This window comes from Salinicola endophyticus (assembly GCF_040536835.1).
In the GTDB taxonomy this organism is placed as follows: domain Bacteria; phylum Pseudomonadota; class Gammaproteobacteria; order Pseudomonadales; family Halomonadaceae; genus Salinicola; species Salinicola endophyticus_A.
In genome coordinates this window covers 1,724,768-1,748,535 of sequence record NZ_CP159578.1, presented here as the reverse complement: position 1 = coordinate 1,748,535, position 23,768 = coordinate 1,724,768, and the positions used below count along the sequence as shown (strand labels likewise).

Genomic DNA, 23,768 nt, shown 5'->3' with positions numbered 1-23,768 from the left:
CCAAGGTTGCTATCAACGGTCGGACTGCTCATCGGACGTTGCCCCGGCCTCAGCGGGAGTCACCTTCTCCTCGCCCAGCGTCAGCGCATAGCTCGCCGCCACGTTCTCGCGGGAGGCGCTGACATGGCGCCGCATCAGCAGCTCGGAGAGTTCGGCATCCCCCGCCTCGATCGCATCGACGATACGGTGATGCTCGACGAAGGCGCGCTGTGGACGCTTGCCACTGGCGCTGAACTGGGTGCGATAGAGCCGCACCAGGTAGTAGAGGTCGTCACACAGAATCGTCATCAGCATACGGTTATGGCTGCCTTGCACGATCCGGTAATGAAAATCGAGGTCCCCTTCACGCTGATAGTAGGCCTCACCGCTGGCCAGGTCGCCCTGCCGCTCGTGGACCGCCAGCACCTCGCGCAACCCCGCGATCTCTTCGGCTGTCATATGCTGGGCAGCAAGCCTCGCCGCCATGCTCTCGAGCGCTTCGCGCACGTCGAACAGCTCCAGCAGCTCATCCATCGACAGCTTGACCACCCGCGCCCCGACATGCGGCACGCGCTCGATCAGGCGATAGGTTTCGAGGCGACGCATCGCCTCACGCAGGGGGCCGCGTGAAATGCCATAGCGCGACGACAGCTCGGGCTCGGTGATACGTGTTCCCGGGGGAAGCTCCCCGCGCACGATCGCCCGCTGCAGCTGATGAAACACCCTCTCGGCCAGCGTCCTGACTTCAGGCAGGTCGGTATCGCCCTGAGGTGTTGATGGAAGATCGTCAGTCATCTTGATTGTTAACAATTACCTGGAATAAGGGTCATGGTAGGAAGAATTTCTGGCAAGGGCAATCAAAAACGCCCCATAGAAACACCACTTTAGTCGCAAGGCGATGTGTCGCTCAAGAACCATTGTCTACAATCATTTGCACAATCGCCCTCTCCTCGCGGCTTCCCCGCCACTGCCAACGCTGCCGCCATAGCACGTCCTCCTACGACACTGTCGGCAGCGCTCTCACGACCATGTCCAGGGTCGCCAGGGGACAACGCAGCGGGCGCTTCGGGTCTCGCTCATCCGCGCCGCGCCCGATACACTCGCGCCAAACCATCCTTTTATCCGGGCCCGCGTCGCTCTCGCGAAGCACGCGAGTCCCCGTGCACCGAGTACCCCAGGCATGCCAGAGGCGCGACTTCAACTCGCTATCACCGAGCTCCCCTACGCCAGCGATCCTGCCCACCACTTCACCGCGCTGCGCCAGCGGCCGGGCGCCGTGCTGCTCGATAGTGGCCGCCCGGCCGCGCCGGGGGGACGTTTCGACATACTCACCAGCGACCCGCTCTATACCCTGAGCGTGGACGAAGCCGGCGTGCACTGCGATAACGGCGTGCCACCTCTTCCCTCGGCGCCGTTCGCAGCACAGCGCGAGCTGCTTGCCCATGCCCTGAAGCATGACCTGCCCCAGATACCGGCAGCCCTCGCCGGCACCCTCGACGAGCTACCATTCATCGGCGGGCTGCTCGGCTACTGGAGCTACACCTTGGCGCGCGACCATCGACCAGAGGGCAATCCACCCGAGTCGCGCCCTGGCCCCGATCTGCCTTACGCCCGCCTGGGCCTCTACGACTGGGCCTTGATCCAGGACCATCAGGTCCAGCAGACCTGGCTGGTGGCCAGCCCGGAGCGTCGCCGCCAGGTCGAGCGCTGGCTGGCCATGCCACCGCCACAGGAGGAGGACATCGTACTGACGCAGCCCTTCGTCAGTGATATCGATCGCGCCGGTTACGGCGAGCGCTTCCGCCGCGTGATCGACTATCTCCATGCTGGCGACTGCTATCAGGTCAATCTCGCCCAGCGCTTTACCGCCCGCTTCCGCGGCGATACCTGGCACGCCTACCGCCGCCTGCGCCAGGCAACGCCCACGCCCTACGGCGGCTATCTACGCTGGGATGACAAGGCGATCGCCTCGCTCTCCCCGGAGCGCTTCGTCAGGGTCGCTGACGGACAGGTGGAGACGCGCCCGATCAAGGGGACGCGGGCACGCGGGGAGACGACTCAGGCCGATGCGGCGCTGGCCCAGGCACTGCAGGAGAGCCCCAAGGATCGCGCCGAGAATGTGATGATCGTCGACCTGCTACGCAACGATCTGGGACGAGTATGCCGCTTCGGCAGCGTGCACGTGCCACGACTGTGCGCCCTGGAAAGCTACGCCAACGTCCATCATCTGGTCAGCGTGGTCCGCGGCGAGCTGAGCCCGGAAGCCAGCGCGCTGGATCTGCTCGCAGCCGCCTTCCCCGGCGGCTCGATCACCGGCGCCCCCAAGCGGCGGGCCATGCAGATCATCGACGAGCTGGAATCCAGCCAGCGCAGCGTCTACTGCGGCAGCCTCGGCTATGTCGACCGCCGCGGACATCTGGATACCTCGATCGCCATCCGCACCCTGGTGGCGGATGGCGACACCCTGCACTTGTGGGGCGGCGGCGGCGTGGTGGCCGACTCAGACGAAGAGGAGGAGTACCGCGAGACACTGGCCAAGATCGGACGCCTGATGACAGCCCTGGGCTCTGCAAACGACGGGGACGCAGCGACCTCGTCGACTGCGGCCGAGGGTTCAGCGTTCAATAACCAAAACATCTAGATGAACATGCACATGTGGCAAAAACGTTATATATCGTTCTAACCAAACGGTATTGGTCAACGCAAAACCCACGTTGCTAGAGTGCCAGCATCCGTTTCACCTCTTTCATTATCCCGTGTGCGACCGGTCAAGCGACCGGCCCGCCGGCCCAGGAGCTTGCCATGGCATTGGATCTCGACGCCCTCAACCGCGATATCGGCCACGACCCGCTGGCGATCACCGAATTCGCGCTGGGGCTGGATCAGACCGCGATCTGCACCACCAACTTTCGCCCCTTCGAGGCGGTCATCCTGCATCTGGTCACCCGGGTGCGTCCCGATATCCCGGTGGTATGGATGGACAGCGGCTACAACACTCCAGCGACTTATCGCTTCGCCGAAGAGCTGACCCGCCTGCTCGATCTCAACCTGAGCATCTATCATCCGCGCCGCTCCCGCGCCCACCGCGAGTCGCTCGAAGGGCCGATGCCGACCATCGACGATCCCGGCCATGCCGCCTTCACCGAAGAGGTCAAGCTCGAACCCTTCCGCCGCGCGCTGGCAGAAGCCGCGCCCGACGTCTGGTTCACCGCCCTGCGCGCCGAAGACACCCCGGAGCGTTCGCGCATGCAGCCGCTGTCGCGTAACGCCGATGGCCTGCTCAAGGTAGCCCCGGTGCTGCACTGGAACGCCAAGCAGATGTACCAATATCTGCAGGCACACGACCTGCCCAACAACTTCGATTACTTCGACCCGACCAAGGTGGAAGACAAGCGTGAGTGCGGGCTGCACCTGCAGCATTGAGTGCCGGCGCCGTCCGTCGCCCCCCCTACCCCGAACGACAAAGCCCGCCGAATGGCGGGCTTGTGCTATATACGCTCTCAGTCGTGGGTACGCTGTCAGTCTTGGCCCTTTGGGCGCCTAGAGCACTGGCAGCTCCACATCCCTGAACAGTTCCCCCTCATGTCGCGGCCCCGCCGCCAGCGCCGCCTCGACGGTGTCCCGGTCGAGATGCGGTGCCAAACGCTTGACGAAGTCGTACATATAACTGCGCATGAAGGTGCCGCGGCGAATGCCGATCTTGGTGGTCGAACTCTCGAACAGATGCGAAGCATCCACCGCGACCAGATCGGCATCGGCCACCGGATCGACCGCCATATGGGCGACGATACCGACCCCCAGCCCCAGCCGCACATAGGTCTTGATCACATCCGAGTCGGCGGCCGTGAGCACCACGTTGGGCGTCAGCCCCCGCGACTTGAAGGCATCGTCGAGCTGGGAGCGCCCGGTAAAGCCGAACACATAGGTGACCAGCGGGTGCTCTGCTACACGCTCCAGGGTCAGCTCGCCACTCGCCAGCGGATGCCCCTTGGGCATCAGCACGCAGCGGTTCCAGCGATAGCAGGGCAGCAGTACCAGATCGTTGAACAGCTCGAGGGACTCGGTGCAGATCGCGAAGTCCGCCGTCCCCTCGCTGACCATCTGCGCGATCTGCTTGGGCGTGCCCTGCTGCATGTGCAGCGCCACGTCAGGATACTGCTGGCGAAATTCACCGATCACCCCGGGCAGCACGTAGCGCGCCTGGGTGTGGGTCGTGGCGATGGCCAGACTGCCGCGGCGTTCGTCGCTGTGCTCCTGGGCCACGTGCTTGATATCGTCGACCGTGCGCAGCACCTTGCCGGCGAGCTCGACGATCGCCTCCCCCGCTGGCGTCACCCGGGTCAGGTGCTTACCGCTGCGCGCAAAGATCTCGACACCGAGCTCATCCTCCAGCAGCCGGATCTGTTTGGAGATCCCGGGTTGCGAGGTGAACAGGCTCTGCGCCGTAGCCGACACATTGAGCTGGTGGCGCGTCACTTCCCAGATGTAGCGCAGTTGCTGGAGCTTCATGAGCGACCTCGTGACGATGCGTAACGCACAATGGCATAAGAAAATGACTTGCGATTACTTTACGCTATAAGTGACGAGCGGTGAAGCGTCGATCTCACCGGTTTTTCGGGCATGAGAAACTGCTGTTTTAATAACCTGGCGCTATCGTTGTCATAACCACGGCGATTTGCCAGCACCCTGGCCAAGGGCTAACATCGCACCCATACGCTCTCTTCGCGAGCGCAAATGTCTACAGGAGTTACCGCATGTCCAACAACGTCGATGTCACCACCGCGAATTTCGAGCAGGAAGTACTCAAGTCCGACAAGCCGGTGCTGCTGAAGTTCTGGGCGCCGTGGTGCGGTCCGTGCAAGATGATGGCTCCGGTCGTCGATGAGGTGGCCGATGAGAAGGCCGACGACATCAAGGTCGTCAGCGTCAATGTCGACGACGCCCCGGAGATCGCCTCCGAACACGGCGTGCGCGGCGTGCCCACCGTCATGCTGTTCAAGTCCGGCGCCAAGGTCGCTTCGCTGGTCGGTGCGCAGTCCAAGTCACAGCTGACCCAGTTCATCGAGCAGAACGGCTGATCCCCAGTCAGTGGCGCTCGACAAGAGCAGCAGCGCTCGATAAAAAGCCGCCCTTTCGGGGCGGCTTTTTTGTTGCCCGCATCTTGAGTCTGGCCTCACGAGTCGAGCTCGTCCTCGAGCTCATCCAGCGCCCGCTGGGTCTTGCGCAGCCGCCGCTGGCGACGCTCCGAGGGTCCCAGCATCTTGGCGATCCAGCGTGTCTCGGGATGACTGTCCAGGGCGATCTTCAGCGTCATCGTCAGCGGCACCGAGAGCAGCATGCCCACCGGCCCTAGAATCCAACCCCACACCACCAGCGAGAGAAAGGCCACCAGCGTCGATAGCCCCATGGTTCGCCCCATGACCCGCGGTTCGACCAGGTTGCCGATCACGAAGTTGATCGCCAGATAGGCACCCGAGAGCGTGAGCGCCTTGACCATGCCACCGTCCGGCATCGACAGGGTCAGCAGTACCGGCGGCACCGCCGCGATCACCGAGCCGATGTTGGGGATGTAGTTGAGAATGAAGGCCAGCGCGCCCCACAGCAGGGCAAACTCGACCCCCACCAGCCAAGCTGCCAGTGTCACCAGGGCACCAGTGATCAGGCTGACCACCGTCTTGACCGCCATATAGCGCTTGAGGTTGTAACTGAACTCGGTGAAGCGCTCCAGGCTGGGCCCCGGATTGGCCAGGGCACGCGCTACCTTCTGGCGGAAATCGAGGGTCTCGAACAGCATGAAGTTGACCATCAACAGGATCACCAGACTCTGCGACAGCACCACCCCCAGCCCGCTCAGGAAGGCCGAGATCCAGCCCTGATCCTGGGAGTCGTCGATCATGCTGGAGAGCTCTCGCGGCGAGACCGACATCCCCTGGTGCGCCAGCCACTCGAGCAGACTCAGATAGTGCCCCTGCAGCTCCTGCTGCATCTGGGGCCAGCGCTCCATGAACATGGCGACACTATTGCCCAGCAGGGTGCCGAACAGCGCCAGCAACCCGCCCAGAATCAGCAGCGTGATCAGCACCGCTGCATAGGAGTTCATGCCACGGCGATAGAGCCAGTGCACCGGCGAGGCGCAGATCACGGCAATGAAGATCGACAGCAGGATCGGAATGATCAGCGCCTCGGCCGCCCGCAGGCCCGACACGATGATCGTCAGCGATGCCAGTGTCAGCATCAGATGAAAGGGTATGTTGCGAAACGCCGGTTCCTGCCCTGGCGACATGGTCAGCCCATCCTTGTGGCACGTCCTGTGTCGCCAGACACTACCACGAACCGGTAGGGCGTTCGCTGACCCAGGTCAACTCTCGCGTTAGACCTCGCGGTCGGTCCCGAATATCGCTGCCACGCATCGGTGGGCACGGCGAACTGCCGATCCAGAAACGGCAGCGCCCCGGTCACAGGTGACCGGGGCGCCAGGCCATGACCGCGAGGTTCAGCCGTAGCGGCCGGTGATGTAGTCCTCGGTGCGGCTCTCCTTGGGCTGGGTGAAGATCTTGGTGGTATCGTCGCATTCGATCAGGCTGCCCAGATACATGAAAGCGGTAATGTCGGAAATCCGCGCCGCCTGCTGCATGTTGTGGGTCACGATGACGATCGTGTAGTCCTTCTTGAGCTCGTTGATCAGATCCTCGATGTAGCCGGTGGAGATCGGGTCGAGGGCCGAGGTGGGCTCATCGAGCAGGATCACTTCCGGCTTCACCGCAATGGTGCGAGCAATGCACAGACGCTGCTGCTGACCGCCGGAGAGCGCCTGGCCGCTCTGCTTGAGCTTGTCCTTGACCTCCTCCCACAGGGCGGCCTTGCGCAGCGCCCACTCGACCCTCTCCTCCAGCTCGCGCTGGGAGAGCTTCTCGTAGAGTCGAATCCCGAAGGCGACGTTGTCGAACACCGTCATCGGGAACGGCGTCGGCTTCTGGAATACCATGCCGATGCGCGCACGCAGCAGGTTCAGGTCGACCCCGGAGCCGTAGATATCGTGGCTGTCGAGCAGAATCTGCCCTTCGGTACGAATCCCCTCGTAGAGATCATGGATGCGGTTAAAGCAGCGGATCAGGGTCGACTTGCCACAGCCGGAGGGCCCGATGAACGCCGTCACCTGGCGCTCGGGGATCTCCATGGTGATGTCCTTGAGCGCCTGAAACTGGCCGTAGTAGAGGTTCAGGTCCTTGACGCGAAGCTTGGACGCGGCCCGTGCCTGGGGCGCGCTCGACGCCTCGGCAGCGTTCGGGTTGGCGTTGAGATTGAAATCGACGGTCATGGCAGTCTCTTGGCGAAAGTCAGGTGCGTTGACGCGAGAAGTAACGCGCCGCGATGTTGAGGATCAGAATGGCGGCCGTCAGGATCAGCGCCCCACCCCACGCCAGCGACACCAGGTCGGGGATGAAAGCGTTGATCGTCATGTTCTGGTAGATGGTCATCGGCAGGTTGGCCATCTCGCTGTCGAGATTGAAGAAGTTCCACTGATTGGAGTTCAGCGAGGTGAACAGCAGTGGTGCCGTCTCGCCACTGATACGGGCGAACCCGAGCAGGATACCGGTCAGAATGCCGGCACGCGCACCGCTGTAGCAGACACGCACGATGATCCACCAGCGGTGGGCACCCAGCGCCGCCGCCGCCTCGCGCAGCGAGTTGGGAATCAGACGCAGCATGTCTTCGGTGGAACGGATCACCACCGGCACGATGATCACCGTGAGCGACAGCACCCCGGCCCAGGCGGAGAAGCTGCCCATGGGCACCACCACCACCGCGTAGATGAACAGACCGATGATGATCGAGGGTGCCGACAGCAGGATATCGTTGATGAAGCGGATCACCTTGGGCAGCAGGCCCTTGTTGCCGTACTCCGCCAGCCAAGTACCCGCGGCCACGCCGATCACGGTGCCCAGGATGGTGGCCAGCGAGGTCATCACGAAGGTCCCCCAGATCGCATTGCCCAGGCCACCACCGTTCATGCGCGTACGCTCGATGAAGATCGAGGGCGAGATCGCGCTGAGGCCCTTGGTCACGAGCGTCAGAAGAATCGCGAACAGGAATACGAATCCGATCAGGGTGGCACCGATACAGGCGGCCATGACCAGTCGATTGAGCAGCTTGCGCCGGCGATAGAGCGGCGTCGTGTGAGTCTGCATGGTCTCTCTCCTCTCGGCTCAGGCGTGGCGACCGGTGCTGTTGCGCAGCAGGTAGCGCGCAAACGCCAGCACGGCGAAGGTGATCAAGAACAGAATCAGGCCGAGTGCCAGCAGCGCCGAGCGCTGAGTGCCGTCCGACTCGGAGAACTGGTTGGCGATCAGGGCCGCGATCGAGGTGCCCTGCCCGGTGAGCGTGGTGTTCAGGAACAGGTTGTTGCCGATCACGAAGGTCACCGCCATGGTCTCGCCCAGGGCCCGCCCCAGTCCGAGTACCACGCCACCCACCAGGCCGCCCTTGACCGAAGGCAGGATGACCCGGCGTGCGACTTCCCAGGTGGTGCAACCAAGGCCATAGGCGGATTCACGCATCACCGCCGGTACCGTATTGATGACGTCGCGGCTCACCGCGGTGATGAACGGAATGATCATCACCGCCAGAATGATGCCGGCCGTGGCCAGGCCGGTGCCGGCGGGAAATACCGAAGGAAACCAGGTACGCAGCAGCGGGGCCAGCACTTCCATGCCCCACATGCCGTAGATGATCGAAGGAATACCGGCCAGCAGCTCGATCAGTGTGCTGAGAGGCTGGCGCAGAACGTTCGGACAGCGCTCGGTCAGGAAGATGGCGATGCCGAAGGAGATGGGAACCGCAATGACGATCGCAATCAAGGAGGTCAGCAGGGTTCCGTAGATGGCGGGCAAGGCGCCGAACACTTCGACGTTGGCCGCCCAGCGATTCTCGGTGAAGAACTCCAGGCCGTAGCGCTCGAGCGCCGGCCAGCTGGAAGCGATCAGCGAGGCGATGATCGCCCCGAGTAGCAGCAGCACCGCGAAGGCGAAGGCAAACAGCGTGCGCTCGAACCACACGTCGATGCGTGCCTTGCGCTGAAGCCGCCTGCGGGTGGCCTCGCTCAGTCCGCCCAGACCGCCGCCGGTTTGAATCGCTTGGGGGGTGGCCATGTCAGTTCCTCGTCGGCTTGCCACGCTGCCGCCGGAGGTAGCGGCAGTACTGTGTCGTTGCATACGCGCTCGTTACTCACGCGCTTATGGCAGATTCGATCGTTCGATACACGATCGCGACGGGAGCGGTGAAGCACTCGCCGTCGCGATCGGGACTCAAGGGATTACTGCTTCCAGACGGCTTCGCCGTTCGGACCCTTGATCTCGCTCCAGCTCTCACGAACCATGTCGGCCACGTTCTTCGGCATCGGCACGTAGTCGAGCTCCTTGGCCATCGCGTCGCCGTTGCTGTAGGCCCAGTCGAAGAACTCGAGCGCCTGGCGTGCGGCATCCACATCCTGCACTTTCTTGTGCATCAGGATGAAAGAGGCACCGGTGATCGGCCAGCTGTTGTCACCCGGCTGGTTGGTCAGCACCAGGTACATGCCCGGGGCGTTCTTCCAGTCGGCATTGGCGGCAGCGGCCATGAACGAATCCATGTCCGGTGCCACGGTCTTGCCGGCCTTGTTCTTCAGGTGCACCAGGTGCAGGTCGTTCTGGGCGGCGTAGGCGAACTCGACGTAGCCGATGGCGCCATTGGTGTTGGCGATCTGGCTGGCGACGCCTGCGTTGGCCTTGGCACCGACACCCGCCGGCCATGCCACCGACTTGCCCTCACCCACGGTGTTGGCGAAGTCCTTGCTGACCTGCGACAGGTAGTGGGTGAACAGGAAGTTGGTACCCGACCCCTCGGCGCGATAGACCGGGGTGATCTTGGTGTCGGGCAGCTTCATGTCCGGATTCAGCTTGGCGATGGCTTCATCGTTCCAGCTGGTGATCTTGCCCTGGTAGATATCGGCCAGCGTCTTGCCGTCCAGATTGATCGCGCCGTCGATGCCGTCGACGTGGAATGCCGCGACTACACCGCCCATGACCATCGGCCACTGCAGCAGACCGTTCTTGTCCAGCTCTTCCTTGGTCATCGGCGCATCGCTGGCACCGAAGGTCACGGTCTTGGCGGTGATCTGCTGGATACCGCCGCCGGAACCGATGGCCTGATAGTTGAGGCCAACGCCGGACTTGTCCTGATAGGCATCCGCCCACTGGGAGTAGACCGGATACGGGAAGGTCGCACCGGCGCCGGTGATGGCTTCCTGGGCCTGGGCAGCAGCGGCGCCCAGGATCAGGGACCCGGAAACGAGCGTAGCGAAGACATGTTTGAGCATAGCGATATCCTGTTTCCACCTTGGATGGATGCGTGTGCGATAACGACGTTGCGAAGGTTGCCAGCACTCTCAGGACGCCACGTTACGTCAGACGCGTGACACTTTTATGACAGCCTTGTCATCGTCATGAAATGTGACATTCGACGAAACTGATGCGTCAGGAGTGCGAAAGAGCCACCGCGCGACCGCAGCCCGCTGGCGATCGCCGATGGTCTCGAGAGCGGTCTCGGCTACCGGCCGCAACCGTCGCGGCACCCACACTGCCAAGCCAAGATGACAACAGGATGACAAGGGTCAAGGCGCGTAACCGCTTGCACGTATTGAGTAAACAGCATCCAAGGTGGGTAAGATCGGCTGCGAGAGCGCAGCCGAACGCACCGGAGGCAGGCGTGGAGAAGGATGATGAAGGCTTCGGCGCGAGTGCATATGGTGGCAGGTGCTGCGCTGCCTGACTGTCAGGCGGCGGGCGACGAGGTGCGCTTGAGTGCCGGGCCCGACAGCACGCGGACACCGATATTACCCAGCAGGGTCGCCCCCAGCATGGTCAACACCGTGGGCCAGGCGCTGGCCAGTTCGAAGGCACCGACCAGCGCCCCCGCGACCGCCCCGCAGGTGAACTGCAGACAGCCCTGCAGCGCCGTCGCGGTGGCACTCATGCGCGGAAAGTGATCGAGCATCGATGACATCGCGTTGGGGCTGATCAACCCCTGCATGCCGACGAAGACCACCATCAGCGGCGCCACGCTGTAGATCGAGTCCAGCCCCGAGGCGACCAGCGCGACCAGGCCGATACCCGCACTCAGCTGCACGCCGAGCCCCAGCAGCAGGTTCTGCTGCGGCGTGCGGCGCTTGAGCAAGCGAATATTGAGCCGGCTGGAGGAGGCCATGATCAGGATGTTGGCACCGAACACGAAAGGATAGAGCGTGGTCGAGAGGCCATAGTGCTCCATGTAGAGATAGGGCGAACCGGTGATGAAGGCGAACATGCCGGCGAACGACATCGACACCGCCCCGATGTAGCCCATCGCCTCGCGATGACGCAGCACGCTGCGGTAATTGCCCAGGATCTGCCCCATCGAGGGCGCGTCGGGATCACGCCCATGGGTTTCGGGCAGAAAGCGTCCCAGCAGCCACAGCACGAAGGCCGCGTAGAGCGCCAGAAACAGAAAGATCAGCCACCAGTCGGCCAGGTGCAACAGCGCACTGCCCAGGGCGGGCGCCACCAGCGGCGCCATCATCAGGATCATCACCATGGTCGACATCACCTTGGCCGCCTCGCGCCCGCTGAAGCGGTCGCGCACGATCGCCGCGGAGTTGACCACACAGGCACCCCCGCCGAGCGCCTGGACGAAGCGCCAGCCCCACAGCGTGACCAGTGAGCCGACCTGGGTCAGCGCCAGACTCGCGAGCAGGAAGACGGTCAGCCCCGCCATCAGCACCGGCTTGCGCCCGAACCGATCGGATAGCGGCCCGCACACCAGTTGTCCCAGGGCAAAACCGAGCAGGAACACGCTCAGCGACAGCTCGGTATGATGCACGCTGGCACCGATGGAGGCCGCCAGCGCCGGCATGGCGGGTAGATAGGCATCGATCGCCAGCGGCGCCAATGCGGTATTGGCGGCCACCAGCAGCGCCAGACGACGCGCGCTCAGCGGCGTCACGCTAGACTCCTCGACAACACGATTTCCTCCTCGCTGCGAGCGGATGAGACACACACGGCCAGCAGCCAGCGGTGCCGTTGACACGGATGATGACGATACAAGAAGGCGGCGCGGTCAGCGCCAGGCCCCGGCCGGGACGACAGGGCCGATGATCGCACGCGCGACGACAGCGTCGCGGACGCGCAGAGAGACAGACATGGGTGGCGTCCCCTGTCGGACCAGTGACACCGGCCCTGGCGCACGCGACGGACACGGCCCCGATCGCGGGCTCATCGGGTCAGTGCGGGGACACCTTGGCGTGCTGGGACTCGAGCAGCTCGATCAGCGGCTGGAACTCGTGCCGGTTGTGCTCGCTCATATGCATGAGAATACGATGAGCCTCGAGGATGCGCTGCTGAATCGCTTTCTCGTCGGCCTCGACGTGGGGCAGCTCAGCGAGCTCGGCTGGCTCGGTGAGTGGCGCCTCCACCAGGGTGAAGTAGCGCGCGAACCCCATCACGTCCAGCATGCGCCGCACGTCGGGATGCTCGGCCACGATCGTCGGCGGCTGCTCCAGCCGCCCACGTACCGCCAGCGCCACCTTGGCCAAAAAGCCCAGCGCCGTGGAGTCGACGTTGGTCGCCTCGCGCAGATCGACCATGACCGCACGCAGGCCCGGCAGATCCGCCAGCCGCTGCGCCTCGGCATCGAGCGTCGCGCACAGCGTCAGGCGGACATCGCCGCAGAGCTTGAGCACGAATACGCCCGAGTCGAAGGCCGCCTTGATTCGCCCTTCAATCATGCTCGAAACCACTCAGTGTCATCATGCTGAGATCATCCGGCAGTTGATCTCCCAGCGCCAATCCATCCTTCAGATCGTCGACGCGGGTACAACGTGTCACGCGACGCTCGAGTTCCTTGAGCCGCGCATCCAGTGAAGCCGCCGGCAGGCATTCGAGCACGCCGTCGGAACAGAACCAGAGCTGGAATCGCTCGGGTAATGGACAGCCATAGATGGGGTACTCGACATCCGGAAACAACCCCACCGGTGGCCCTTCTCCGCCCAGGTAGCTCGCCCCCTCCTCGCTGGCGAGGATCGGCATGGGCAGCTGAGCGCCGAGCGCATAGTGCAGAAAATGGCGCTCATGGTCCAGTACCCCGGCAAAGATCGTAGCGTGCTTGCCGATACCGGTCTCCAGCAGCTCGCGATTGAGCTCGCCCAGCCAGCGCGAGGGAAACGCTTCCGGCAGCAGCGTGCGCCACTGCGACAGCCAGCGGTTGCAGAGATACTTCAGCAGTACGGTGACGAACGCCGAGGAGGCACCGTGGCCGGCGACGTCGGCGAAGTAGAAGAAGCTGTAGCGCTCGTCGCAGCGCTGGAAATCGAGAAAATCTCCGGAGAGATAGAGCGAGGGCGCAAACCAGTAATCACAGCGCACGCCGCGATGGGTCATCCCCGGCGGCGGCAGCAGCTTGCGCTGCACGTGCCCGCCGGCGCGCTGATCCTCGCGCAGGATCTCCAGGTGTCGCTCGAGACGGTCGTTGAGCGACTGAAGCTCCGCGCGGCTCTCGTCGTGGGCGCGGGCCAGGCGGTCGAGATCGAGCGCGCGACACACCAGCCGACGCAGGATGTCGGCATGCGCCAGCGGCTCGACCAGATAGTCGATCAACCCGGCATCCATCGCCTTGTGCAGATCGCCGTCGCGGCGGCTTTCGCTGACCACGATGGTCGGCTGCCCCCGGCTCAGGGTCTGCCAGCCGTCGTGCGAGACCGCGCGCACGTGCGCCACGATCAGATCGCAGGCAACCGGCAGCGCCGCCAGGGAGTGCGCCGCCACCACGCGCGCATCCAGGCGGGCGATCTCGCCCACCAGCATCTCGCGCTCCCGCCCCGGCAGGTCGATCACGCCGATCACGGGCTCATCGCTCAGCGTTTTGGACACGGGGTCACTCGGCGAAGTCGTCTTCGCTGTAGTGGAAATCGTTGCCGAAGTCGCCGCTGGCGAAGGGGTCCTTGCCCGCCTTGCCGTTACTGATCAGGAATTGACGACGCTGCAGATAGGCATCGCGGATGAAGCTGTAGCGATCACCCTGGATCAGCGACTCCTGATCGAGCAGACTCGCGCGCAGATCGACGTAGCGCAGGAAGGTCAGACCGTAGCGTGTCTTGTCATCTTCGACATAGGTCACCGGATAGGTGTAGATATCGAGCGGCAGACCGCTGGTATCACGCACCGTGCTCGGGCCGAGTACGGGCAGCACCAGGTAGGGGCCGGAATCGACACCCCACACCGCCAGCGTCTGACCGAAGTCCTCCTCGTTCTCGTCGAGCCCCATGCGCGTGGCCGGGTCGAGCAGGCCACCGACCCCCAGGATGGTGTTGATGACGAAGCGGCCGGAGGCCGTCCCGGCATTGCCCCACTCCCACTGCAGCACGCTGTTGAAAGCGGTGCGGATCTCGCCGAGGTTGGAGAAGAAGTTGCCGACACTGTCACGCACGGGTTCGGGGGTGACCGCCTTGTAACCCTGGGCGACCGGCTTGAGCGCATAGCGATCGAGCGTGTCGTTGAACTGATAGACGCCACGGTTGAACCCTTCCCACGGATCCTGTGGGTTGCTGTTCTCACCGCTGGAGGCACAGCCCCCCAGCGCCAAAGCGACGGCGGCGCCGCTCAGCCAATGAATCGATTTCATCAACACGCATTCCCTTTACGCAGTATGACACTGCCCGCACTGTAGCCCGCGCCGAACGAACACACCACCCCCACATCGCCCTCCTCGAGGTCGTCGCGATGCAGATGCAGGGCGATGATCGACCCGGCCGAGCTGGTATTGGCGTAGCGGTCGAGGATGATCGGGGCCTCGCGCTCGCTCGCCTCGCGCCCCAGCACGCGCCGCGCGATCAGATCGTTCATGTGGCGATTGGCCTGGTGCAGCCACAGCCGAGTGACCGACTCGCCGGTCAGCGACTGACTCTCCAGATGCTCCAGGATAAGCTCCGCCACCAGCGGGCACACCTCCTTGAACACCTTGCGCCCCTCCTGCACGAACAGCTTGTCATCGGCGCTGCTGTCGGCTAGGCGGTTGAGGAAGCCGAAGTTATTGCGGATGGCGTTGGAGAAGCGCGTGGTCAGCCGCGTGCCGAGCACGGTGAAGTGCTCGCGCTCGCGGGCCAGATGATCCGCCTCCAGCAGCACTGCGGTGCAGGCGTCACCGAAGATGAAGTGGCTATCGCGATCGCGGAAATCGAGATGCGCCGAGCAGATCTCGGGGTTGACCACCAGCACCCGCTCGAGACTGCCGGCACGAATGGCGTTGGTCGCCATGTCGATGGCGAAGGTGGCACTGGAGCAGGCCACGTTCATGTCGAAGGCGTAGCCGCCGGCCCCCAGTGCCGCCTGCAGCTCGACCGCCACCGCCGGATACGGGCGCTGCAGGTTGGAGCAGGCGACGATGATCAGATCGAGCTGGTCGGCGCGAATGGCGGCCTGCTCGAGCGCCTGGCGTGCCGCCGCCAGACCCATCTCGGCCTGCAGCGAGAGCGCCGCGTTGTCACGCTCTTCGATCCGCGGACGCATCCGCGCGGGGTCGAGGATACCGCTCGCCTCCATGACGTAGCGGCTCTCGATGCCCGACGCCTTGAGGATGAACGCCTCGCTGGAGTGGGCCAGCGGATCGCGCTCACCGCGGGCGATGGCCTCGGCGTGGCGGGCGTTCTCGGTGTCCACCCAGGTATTGAAACTGGCGACCAGCGCCGCGTTGTCGATCGCCTCCGGCGGCGTGAACAGGCCCGTCGCCGTGATGACGGCTTGCGTCATGACTCACTCCTTATGCGGCGAAGGCCGCAGTCCCTCTCGATAGTGCGGCGAGCGCCGCGGTCCCTTCTCGATGGCGCGGCGAATGCCGCGCTCGCTCGGGATGACGCGGCAAGAACCACGCTCCCTGCCGATGTCGTGCGGCCAGCGCCGCTATCCATGTCGCTGTGACGACGAGCGCCGTCTGGCCCCTGCGCGCAGCGCCAATCTCTGCCACGCATGATACGCCGGGGGCGGGCACCGGGATGCAACGGCGTCATGGCGCCTGCCCGGTGATCTCGCGCCAGCGCCGCGCCAGGCGCTTCTCCGAGACACTCTCGAGTGTCCCCAGCTGCTGGGCGAACAGCGACACCCGAAACTCCTGCAGCCACCAGCCGAACTCGATCAGCTCGGCGGGTACGACGCCCTCGCGCTCGGCGGCCTGACGGCGGGCATCGAGTCGGCTCTCCCACTCCTGCACCTGCTGCATCGCGAGCTGATCACGACGGCGATCGCGTGGCGCCTTCTCGAGCCGAATCTCGGCGGCCTGCATGTAGCGCGGATAGTGTTCGAGCCAGGGACCGGCATCGCGCACGAAGCCCGGATAAACCAGGCGCTGCATCTGCGCCTTGAGGTCACTGTAGCTCAGGGCCAGGGCAAAACTGACGTTACCCTTGAGCTGCTTGGTCACTGCCAGATGCCCCTCCAGCGCCTTGTGCAGGTCGTCGAGCAGCCGCTCGGCGTAACCCACCAGGTCGCCCCGCCACTGCTCGATACGCGCATCGAAAGCCTCACTCGAGCGCGGCAGCGGGTCGGCAGCGACGGTTTGCGCCAGCACCGCATCGATCACGTCCTGGGTCAGCTGCTCACGGGTTCCCACCTTGGTGAACAGCAGCGCGCACGCCTTGAGCTGCGGCAGTTCCCGCTGCAGGTAGCGCAAAAGCTCCGGCAGGCGGCGGCGCGCCAGCGCCACCACGCCATCCCGGTGCGCTACGGCAGCGCGCTCGGCGTGGTCGAACCAGGCGATCTGGAGCGCATCGCCGACCGGCACCAGGGCCGGGTAGACCTCGACCTGGATACCCGCCTGGCGGCTGGTGCTGGAGTCGGGCAGCGGGGTCTGCGGCAGCGCCTCCAGGGTCTCGCTGGGGGCCGCCTGCTGCTGCGCCATGGCACGGGCACCGGCTGCCGCGGCGTCGCCGAAGCGCTCGCGCAGAGCGGCCAGGTCGCGCCCCTCGCCCAGCACCTGGCCCTCGTGATCGACCACCCGCAGATTCATCACCAGATGCGGTTCGAGCTGATCGAGCCGCCACGCCGAGGGCTCCAGACGGACCCCGGTCTTGACCCGCAGGAACTCGCCCAGGGCGGCCTCCACCGGACGCGCATCGGGCGTCAGCGTCTGCAGCGCCGCATCGACCCAGTCGGGGATCGGCACCACCTGACGCCGCAGCGTCTTGGGCAGCGCCTTGAGCAGCGCGATGCACTTGTCGCGCAAGAGCCCCGGCACCAGCCACGACAGCCGCCCCTCCGGCAGCTGGGCCAGCATGACCGCCGGCACGGTAAGGGTCACACCGTCGTCGCTCGCCCCCGGCGCAAAGTGATAGCTGAGCGGATAGCGTACGCCGTTGAAGACCAGCTCGTCGGGGTACTGCTCGACGCTGACATCGTCGGCCTCGCGCGCCATCAGCGCGGCCTTGTCGAGCTTCAGCAGCTCGGGTGTCTCGCGCTCGGCGCGCTTGCGCCAGGCTTCGAAGTCGCGCCCGCTGGCGACTTCGGCGGGGATCCGCTCGTCGTAGAATGCGAACAGCGTCTCCTCGTCGACCAGAATGTCACGCTTGCGCGCGCGATCCTCCAGCTCCTCGACCTCCGCCACCATCGCGCGGTTGTGGGCAAAGAATGCCGCGCGGGTTTCGTAGTCGCCCTCGACCAGCGCGCGCCGGATGAACAGCTCGCGCGCCTCCGCCGGCGCCACCTTGGCATAGTCGACGCGCCGGCCGCTGACGATCGGCAGCCCGAACAGGGTGACCTGCTCCAGCGCCACCACCTGGGCGCGCTTGCGCTCCCAGTGCGGGTCACTGTAGGCGCGCTTGACCAGATGCCCCGCCTGGGGCTCGATCCACTCCGGCTTGATGCGCGCGCAGTCACGGGCGAACAGCCGACTGGTCTCGACCAGCTCGCCGGCCATCACCCACTTGGGCGGCTTCTTGGCCAACCCCGAGGCGGGATGGAGCATGAACTTGCGATTGCGCGCGCCGAGGAATTCACGGCTCTCCGGCTGCAGCTGGCCGAGATGCGACAGCAGCCCGGCGAGCAGCGCCTGATGCAGGCGCGTTGCATCCACCCTAGGTGCGGCCTCCTCGCCCTCACCCGGCTGCATGGCACTGCTCGGTTCGAGCTTCATCTCGCGCACCAGCTGGCGCAGCTGGCGGTAGGTATCGTGCCACTCGCGCAGGCGCAGATAGCTCAGGTACTGGTCCCGGCACCAGCGTCGCAGCTGGCTGCCGGAAAGCTCGTCGCGGGCCGCCTCGAAGCCCTGCCACAGATTGAGCCAGGCCACGAAATCGGAATCGGGATCATCCCACTGACGATGCTTCTGGTCGGCGGCCTGGCGCTTCTCGGCCGGGCGCTCGCGCGGGTCCTGGGTGGCCAGCGCGCTGACCACGATCAGCGCCTCGCGCAGACAGCCGAACTGCTCGCCGGCCAGCACCATACGCCCCAGCCGCGGGTCGATCGGCAGCCGCGACAGGCGTCGCCCGATGTCGCTCAGGCGCTCGCCCGCGTCCACCGCGCCGAGTTCGAACAGCAGGCGGTAGCCATCCTTGACCACCCGCGGATCGGGGGCGTCGACGAAGGGGAAATCGAGCACCTCGCCGAGCTTGAGCGAGAGCATCGACAGGATCACCGCCGCCAGATTGGTGCGCTGGATCTCGGGCTCGGTGAACTCGGGCCGGGAGAGAAAATCCTCCTCGCTGTAGAGACGGATGCATACGCCCTCGGCGACGCGCCCGCAGCGTCCCTTGCGCTGATTGGCGCTGGCCTGGCTCACCGGCTCGATCGGCAGCCGCTGCACCTTGGCCCGGAAACTGTAACGGCTCATGCGCACCAGCCCCGGATCGATCACATAGCGGATGCCCGGCACCGTCAACGAGGTCTCGGCAACGTTGGTGGAGAGCACGATGCGACGCCCGGCGTGGCTCTGGAACACGCGGTTCTGCTCGGCGTTGGAGAGCCGCGCGTAGAGCGGCAGGATCTCGGTGCTCTTGAGTTCGAGCCGGCGCAGCAGGTCGGCGGTCTCGCGAATCTCGCGCTCCCCGGGCAGAAAGATCAGGATATCGCGTGGCCCCGAGTACCAGCGCTTGTCGCGCTCGATCTGCTCGATCTCCTCGACCGCCGCCACGATCCCCTCCTGCAGCGTCAGATCCTCCTCGTCGCGGGCCTCGCGCACCAGCGGACGGTAGTGCACCTCGACCGGGTAGGCACGCCCGGAGACCTCGACCACCGGCGCCGGGCGCGTCTCGCCATCGATCTCGCGGGCGAAGTGGCGCGACAGTCGGTCGACGTCGATAGTGGCGGAAGTAATGATGATCTTGAGATCGGGCCGGCGCGCACTGAGCCGCTTGAGATAGCCGAGCAGGAAGTCGATGTTGAGGCTGCGCTCGTGGGCCTCGTCGATGATGATCGCGTCGTAGCGCAGCAGGTCCGGGTCGTGCTGGGTCTCGGCCAGCAGAATGCCGTCGGTCATCAGCTTGACCAGGGTGGCGTCACCGCTCTGGTCGGTGAAGCGCACCTGATAGCCGACCTGCTCCCCCAACGGTACCTCGAGCTCCTCCGCCAGCCGGGTCGCCACCGAGCGCGCCGCCAGACGTCGCGGCTGGGTATGCCCGATCATGCCGCGCCGACCCAGGCCCAGCTCGAGACACAGCTTGGGTAACTGGGTGGTCTTGCCCGAACCGGTCTCGCCGGCCACCACCACTACCTGATGCTCACGCAGCGCCTCGAGGATCGTCTCGCGCCGCGCCGCCACCGGCAGCGACTCGGGATAATCAAGGGTGACGCGCTCTCGACGGCGGCGCTCGGCCTGCGCCTGGGAGGCGTCGATGCGGGCCTCGATCTCGCCCAGCGAGCGGTCGATCGGCTTGCCTTCGCGGGCGCGCCGCTCGAGCCGCGCCAGGCGCCCGCGCAGGGCGTGGGCATCGCGCAGCAAGCAGGCGTCTAGCCGCGCCTGCAGTTGGGTGAGAGCTTGGGAAGCGTTGGCAGCGGTGGCGCTCAAGAGATCCTCGACATCGACAGTCCGGTGGAGTTCGCCGAGAGACCACGGCGAACCCACCATTGTAGCGCCGAAACCGCACTAACTCACGTCGAGGACTTGCTACCCGAGACGGCGCCATCCGCGGCCTTGTCTCCGTCACGCAGCTCGCGCCGCAGCACCTTGCCGACATTGCTCTTGGGCAGCTCGTCGCGCAGCTCGACGAACTTGGGCACCTTGTAGCCGGTCAGCTCCTTCTTGCACCACTGGCGCAGCGCCTGGGGGTCGAGCCCCTCGTTTCGCGCCACCACGAACAGCTTGATCGCCTCGCCGCTATCTTCATCGGGCACGCCCACCGCAGCGGCTTCGAGCACGTCCGGGTGCCCCACGACCACCTCCTCGATCTCATTGGGATAGACGTTGAACCCCGAGACCAGAATCATGTCCTTCTTGCGGTCGACGATCTTGACGTAGCCATCCTCCTGCACCACCGCCATGTCACCGGTGCGCAGCCAGCCATCGTCACTGAGCGTCTTGGCGGTATCCTCCGGGCGATTCCAGTAGCCCTTCATCACCTGCGGCCCCTTGATGCACAGCTCGCCACTCTCCCCTGGTGGCAGCGCGCGCCCTTCGTCATCGACCACCCGCACTTCGGTGCCCGCTACGGGGCGGCCGATAGTGCCGATCTGCGCCGCATCGGGCGGATTGACCAGAGCGATCGGCGAGGTCTCGGTCAAGCCGTAGCCTTCGACGATGCCGTTGCCGGTCACCTCCTGCCAGCGCTTGGCGGCGGCCTGGGTCAACGCCATGCCGCCGGAGATGGTGAACTTGAGTCGCGAGAAGTCGATCGCCTTGAAGTCGTCGCGCTGGCACAGGGCGTTGAACAGCGTGTTGAGACCGACGAAGACGCTGAACGGTGTCTGGGAGAGCGTCTTGACGAAGCCGGCGATGTCCCTCGGGTTGGGAATCAGCACATTGTGCTGGCCGGTGGTCATCGCATACAGGCAGTTCACCGTGAAGGTGTAGATGTGGTAGCAAGGCAGCGGCGCGATGATCGTCTCGCAGCCGTTCTCCAGGGTATCGCCGAGCAGTTGCTGGGTCTGCAGCATGTTGGCAATCAGATTGCGGTGCGTCAGCATCGCGCCCTTGGCCACCCCGGTGGTGCCGCCGGTGTACTGCAGCACGGCGATCTCGTCGTCCTTCCCCGACGCAACCGTGGCCGTACGCTCGCCAGCGGCCAGGGTGCGGCGAAAATCGACCGCCTGAGGCAACGCATAGGCTGGCACCATCTTCTTGACCCGGCGCACCACGAAGTTGATCAGCGGACGTTTGGGCCAGTCGTGGAGGTCGCCCATCTCGGTCACCACCACGTGGCGAATCTCGGTCTGAGCGAGCACGTTCTCGAGCTTCTGGGCCATGTTGGCCAGCACTACGATCGCCTTGGCCCCGGCATCACGGAACTGGTGGCGCATCTCGCGCTCGGTGTAGAGCGGGTTGGTGTTGACGATCACCAGCCCGGCGCGCAGCGCGCCGAACACCGCCACCGGGAACTGCAGCACGTTGGGCAACTGGATGGCGATACGATCGCCGGGTTCGAGATCGGTATGGGCTTGCAGCCAGGCGGCGAAGCGATCGGCAAGGCGATCGACATCGGCATAGCTCAGCGTCTTGCCCATACAGGTGAACGCCGGTTTGTCGGCGTAGCGACGACACGCATCGGCGATGATGTCGTTGATCGAATGAAAAGCCTCGAGACCCGTCAGGGGCACTCCGGACTCGACGTAAGCGTTCGCGCTGTCACCCATGGGATCTCCTTGATTAGGCTTGAATAACTCCCCTTATATCAGGTTCCCTGCGCCCCGGCGCTGCCACCAAGGTGGTAATCGCAACTTCACCTTTACAGAGAAGGCTCCGAGCGCCGCGCCCGGCGCCTCCGGCTGGCGGCGCGGCGCCAGCGTTCGAGCAGCAGCAACAACACCAGCAGCGCGATCACGATCCAGGTGACCGGCCGCTGGGCATAGCGCTCGACATAAGGACGCGCGACCTGCCAGCCCTCGCGCGCCTTGGCCACGGCGGCATCGGCCATCTGCGACGCCGACAGCCCGTCGGTGAAGCTGTCGTCGCTGCCACTGCCGAGGCTATCGTCCTGCTCACGCTGCTGGCTCTTGACCGCACGCGACAGATCCGCGCCGGTCAGCCCCACCCCGGCCTCGGGGTTCAGGCGCACGATGGGCAGATCGAAGTGCCAGGTGCGACCGTCGAGATCGGCCTCGGCGGAGATGGTCACCGGCAGCGAGGCGTTGGGGTCGGTGCGCGGCACCTCGATCGCCCAGGTGCGCGCATCGAGGCGCTGGACCGCCAGCGGGCTACCGGTGAGTTCGGCGCTGAGCCGGGTGTTATCGGCGTTGAGGTCGGGATGATTGGCGCGGATCACGATCCGCGAGCCGTCCTGGCTGAGCTCGGCGCTCAGGGCTGCGACCACGTTGACCGTCTGCACCCGCTGGCGAATCAGGCGCTCGCTGCGCGCGGTGATCACCAGGCGCGCATTGCCCAACTGCTCCGCACCGGGCAGCTCACCGCGGAAATGCCCCGCCTGGGGCGAGAGCGTGGTCTGCGCCAGCAGATTGCCGTCGAGGTCGCGCAGTTCGGCGCGTACCGCGAGCCCGGCAGGCAGCGCATCCCCCTCCAGACGCTGGCCCTGGGCTTCCAGCCACACGTCCAGCGGCGTGGCAAAGCCGCGGTAGAGTGTTGCCGGCAGCGCGGTGCTGCGCAGCGCGATATCGGCCTGGATACCGACCCGGCTGTCGTCGCCGATGGCGCCCTCGATGCGCCACTCGCCGGGCATCGGATCGGGTACCTTGATCAGATCGTAGCGATCGCTGCTCTGCCACTCGACCCGCCCGGGGTGATCGTCGCGTGAGTAGCGCTGGCCGTCGGGGCCGATCAGTACCGGCGAGCCGGCATCCGGGGCGTGGAACAGCAGCGCGTTGAAGGCCTGGATATCGTCATCGATGGTGAAGCGCTGTTGCGCGTCGATGGGTACCTGGTCACCCGGCAGGATGCGGTCGAGCACGTCGAGGAAAGCGCGCAGCAGCTGATCCGGAGTGTCGGCCACCGCCGCCAGCCCGCCGGTGGTCTGCGCCACCTGCTCGAGCAGCGGCAGGTCGACGTTGCGCGAGAGCGCGATCAGATGGACGGTCACGCCCTCGGCGGCCAGCTCGGGAGCAAGCTGGGTAATGACCCGCTGTCGCGAGGCCGCGTCCTGCGCACGCTTGTCGCCGCCAGTGGCGGGCAGATCGATCATGCCATCGGTGAGCAGGATCAGATGGCGGTTGGGCCCCTGCGGCGGTGCCGCGGCGGCGCGAGTCAGGGCACGCTCGATATCGGTGAACTGCTGATAGTCGGTGAGCTGCGGCATCAACCGGCTCACCCGCTGACGCCAGGCGTCATCGACCCCGGCATCGGGAACCGGGTTGGCCACGGTGGTACCGAAGGTCCAGATGGAGCCGCGTGCCTCCTGCGGCAGCAGGATCGCGGCAAGATCCAGCGCGTTGGCGCGCAGGTTGCTGGGATCGTTCTGCTTCATGCTGCCGGAGACATCGACCACGATCCTGACGTCCGGCGCCGTCTGCGCCAGCACCCAGCCCGGCAGCAGACCGAGCAGACACACCAGCCATACTCTCAACGCACGCATGCCGCGCTTCCTTCTTGCCGCCCGGCTCCGGCGCTCGAGTGCGCGCGAAGCCCTGTCCAAAAAA

General features: G+C 65.3%; 18 protein-coding genes. 3 read left to right on the top strand and 15 right to left on the bottom strand.

Features of this window, described 5'->3' with window-relative positions:
• Positions 1–12: 12 nt before the first annotated feature.
• Positions 13–774, bottom strand: coding sequence for a GntR family transcriptional regulator (locus ABV408_RS07980; protein WP_353981890.1), 762 nt, complete (start codon positions 772–774; stop codon positions 13–15).
• Between the two features lie 385 nt (positions 775–1,159).
• Here ABV408_RS07980 and pabB point away from each other — a divergent pair, with 385 nt between their 5' ends.
• A complete protein-coding gene (gene pabB, locus ABV408_RS07975; protein ID WP_353981889.1) occupies positions 1,160–2,620 on the top strand; it encodes an aminodeoxychorismate synthase component I in 1,461 nt (486 codons plus the stop codon).
• 161 nt (positions 2,621–2,781) lie between these two features.
• On the top strand, positions 2,782–3,402 hold the full coding sequence (locus tag ABV408_RS07970) for a phosphoadenosine phosphosulfate reductase family protein (RefSeq protein WP_353981888.1): 621 nt from the start codon (positions 2,782–2,784) through the stop codon (positions 3,400–3,402).
• 117 nt (positions 3,403–3,519) lie between these two features.
• On the opposite strand, the gene cysB is transcribed toward ABV408_RS07970, so the two are convergent.
• On the bottom strand, positions 3,520–4,488 hold the full coding sequence (cysB, locus tag ABV408_RS07965) for an HTH-type transcriptional regulator CysB (protein ID WP_353981887.1): 969 nt from the start codon (positions 4,486–4,488) through the stop codon (positions 3,520–3,522).
• Between the two features lie 245 nt (positions 4,489–4,733).
• On the opposite strand from cysB, the gene trxA reads away from it, so the two are divergent.
• Positions 4,734–5,057 (top strand): thioredoxin, encoded by a 324-nt coding sequence (gene trxA, locus ABV408_RS07960; protein ID WP_353981886.1) that lies wholly within the window; start codon positions 4,734–4,736, stop codon positions 5,055–5,057.
• Between the two features lie 95 nt (positions 5,058–5,152).
• Here trxA and ABV408_RS07955 read toward each other — a convergent pair whose 3' ends face one another.
• The 13 genes from ABV408_RS07955 to ABV408_RS07895 form a co-directional block, all read right to left on the bottom strand.
• On the bottom strand, positions 5,153–6,262 hold the full coding sequence (locus tag ABV408_RS07955) for an AI-2E family transporter (RefSeq protein WP_353981885.1): 1,110 nt from the start codon (positions 6,260–6,262) through the stop codon (positions 5,153–5,155).
• Positions 6,263–6,472: 210 nt separating this feature from the next.
• Entirely contained in the window at positions 6,473–7,297 is an 825-nt protein-coding gene (gene pstB, locus ABV408_RS07950; RefSeq protein WP_353981884.1) for a phosphate ABC transporter ATP-binding protein PstB, read from the bottom strand.
• A 19-nt stretch (positions 7,298–7,316) separates the two neighbouring features.
• Complete coding sequence (gene pstA, locus ABV408_RS07945; protein WP_353981883.1) at positions 7,317–8,168, bottom strand: phosphate ABC transporter permease PstA; 852 nt, start codon at positions 8,166–8,168, stop codon at positions 7,317–7,319.
• An 18-nt stretch (positions 8,169–8,186) separates the two neighbouring features.
• Entirely contained in the window at positions 8,187–9,128 is a 942-nt protein-coding gene (gene pstC / locus ABV408_RS07940; RefSeq protein WP_081919684.1) for a phosphate ABC transporter permease subunit PstC, read from the bottom strand.
• A gap of 164 nt (positions 9,129–9,292) precedes the next feature.
• The gene (gene pstS / locus ABV408_RS07935) at positions 9,293–10,333 is read right to left on the bottom strand and encodes a phosphate ABC transporter substrate-binding protein PstS (protein ID WP_353981882.1); all 1,041 of its coding nucleotides are present in this window, start codon (positions 10,331–10,333) and stop codon (positions 9,293–9,295) included.
• A gap of 455 nt (positions 10,334–10,788) precedes the next feature.
• Complete coding sequence (locus ABV408_RS07930) at positions 10,789–11,994, bottom strand: Bcr/CflA family multidrug efflux MFS transporter (protein ID WP_353981881.1); 1,206 nt, start codon at positions 11,992–11,994, stop codon at positions 10,789–10,791.
• Between the two features lie 277 nt (positions 11,995–12,271).
• The gene (locus ABV408_RS07925; RefSeq protein ID WP_353981880.1) at positions 12,272–12,775 is read right to left on the bottom strand and encodes an STAS domain-containing protein; all 504 of its coding nucleotides are present in this window, start codon (positions 12,773–12,775) and stop codon (positions 12,272–12,274) included.
• Complete coding sequence (locus ABV408_RS07920; RefSeq protein WP_353982210.1) at positions 12,768–13,850, bottom strand: SpoIIE family protein phosphatase; 1,083 nt, start codon at positions 13,848–13,850, stop codon at positions 12,768–12,770. The genes ABV408_RS07925 and ABV408_RS07920 overlap by 8 nt, the downstream gene beginning before the upstream one ends.
• A 70-nt stretch (positions 13,851–13,920) precedes the next feature.
• Positions 13,921–14,667, bottom strand: coding sequence for a VacJ family lipoprotein (locus ABV408_RS07915; protein WP_353981879.1), 747 nt, complete (start codon positions 14,665–14,667; stop codon positions 13,921–13,923).
• The gene (locus ABV408_RS07910; protein WP_353981878.1) at positions 14,667–15,791 is read right to left on the bottom strand and encodes a beta-ketoacyl-ACP synthase III; all 1,125 of its coding nucleotides are present in this window, start codon (positions 15,789–15,791) and stop codon (positions 14,667–14,669) included. Before ABV408_RS07910 ends, ABV408_RS07915 begins: the two co-directional genes overlap by 1 nt.
• A 253-nt stretch (positions 15,792–16,044) precedes the next feature.
• A complete protein-coding gene (gene hrpA, locus ABV408_RS07905; RefSeq protein WP_405049930.1) occupies positions 16,045–20,094 on the bottom strand; it encodes an ATP-dependent RNA helicase HrpA in 4,050 nt (1,349 codons plus the stop codon).
• 23 nt (positions 20,095–20,117) lie between these two features.
• Positions 20,118–21,815, bottom strand: a complete 1,698-nt coding sequence (locus tag ABV408_RS07900; protein ID WP_353981876.1) for an AMP-binding protein — start codon at positions 21,813–21,815, stop codon at positions 20,118–20,120.
• A gap of 92 nt (positions 21,816–21,907) precedes the next feature.
• Positions 21,908–23,704 (bottom strand): vWA domain-containing protein, encoded by a 1,797-nt coding sequence (locus ABV408_RS07895; RefSeq protein WP_353981875.1) that lies wholly within the window; start codon positions 23,702–23,704, stop codon positions 21,908–21,910.
• Positions 23,705–23,768: the final 64 nt, after the last annotated feature.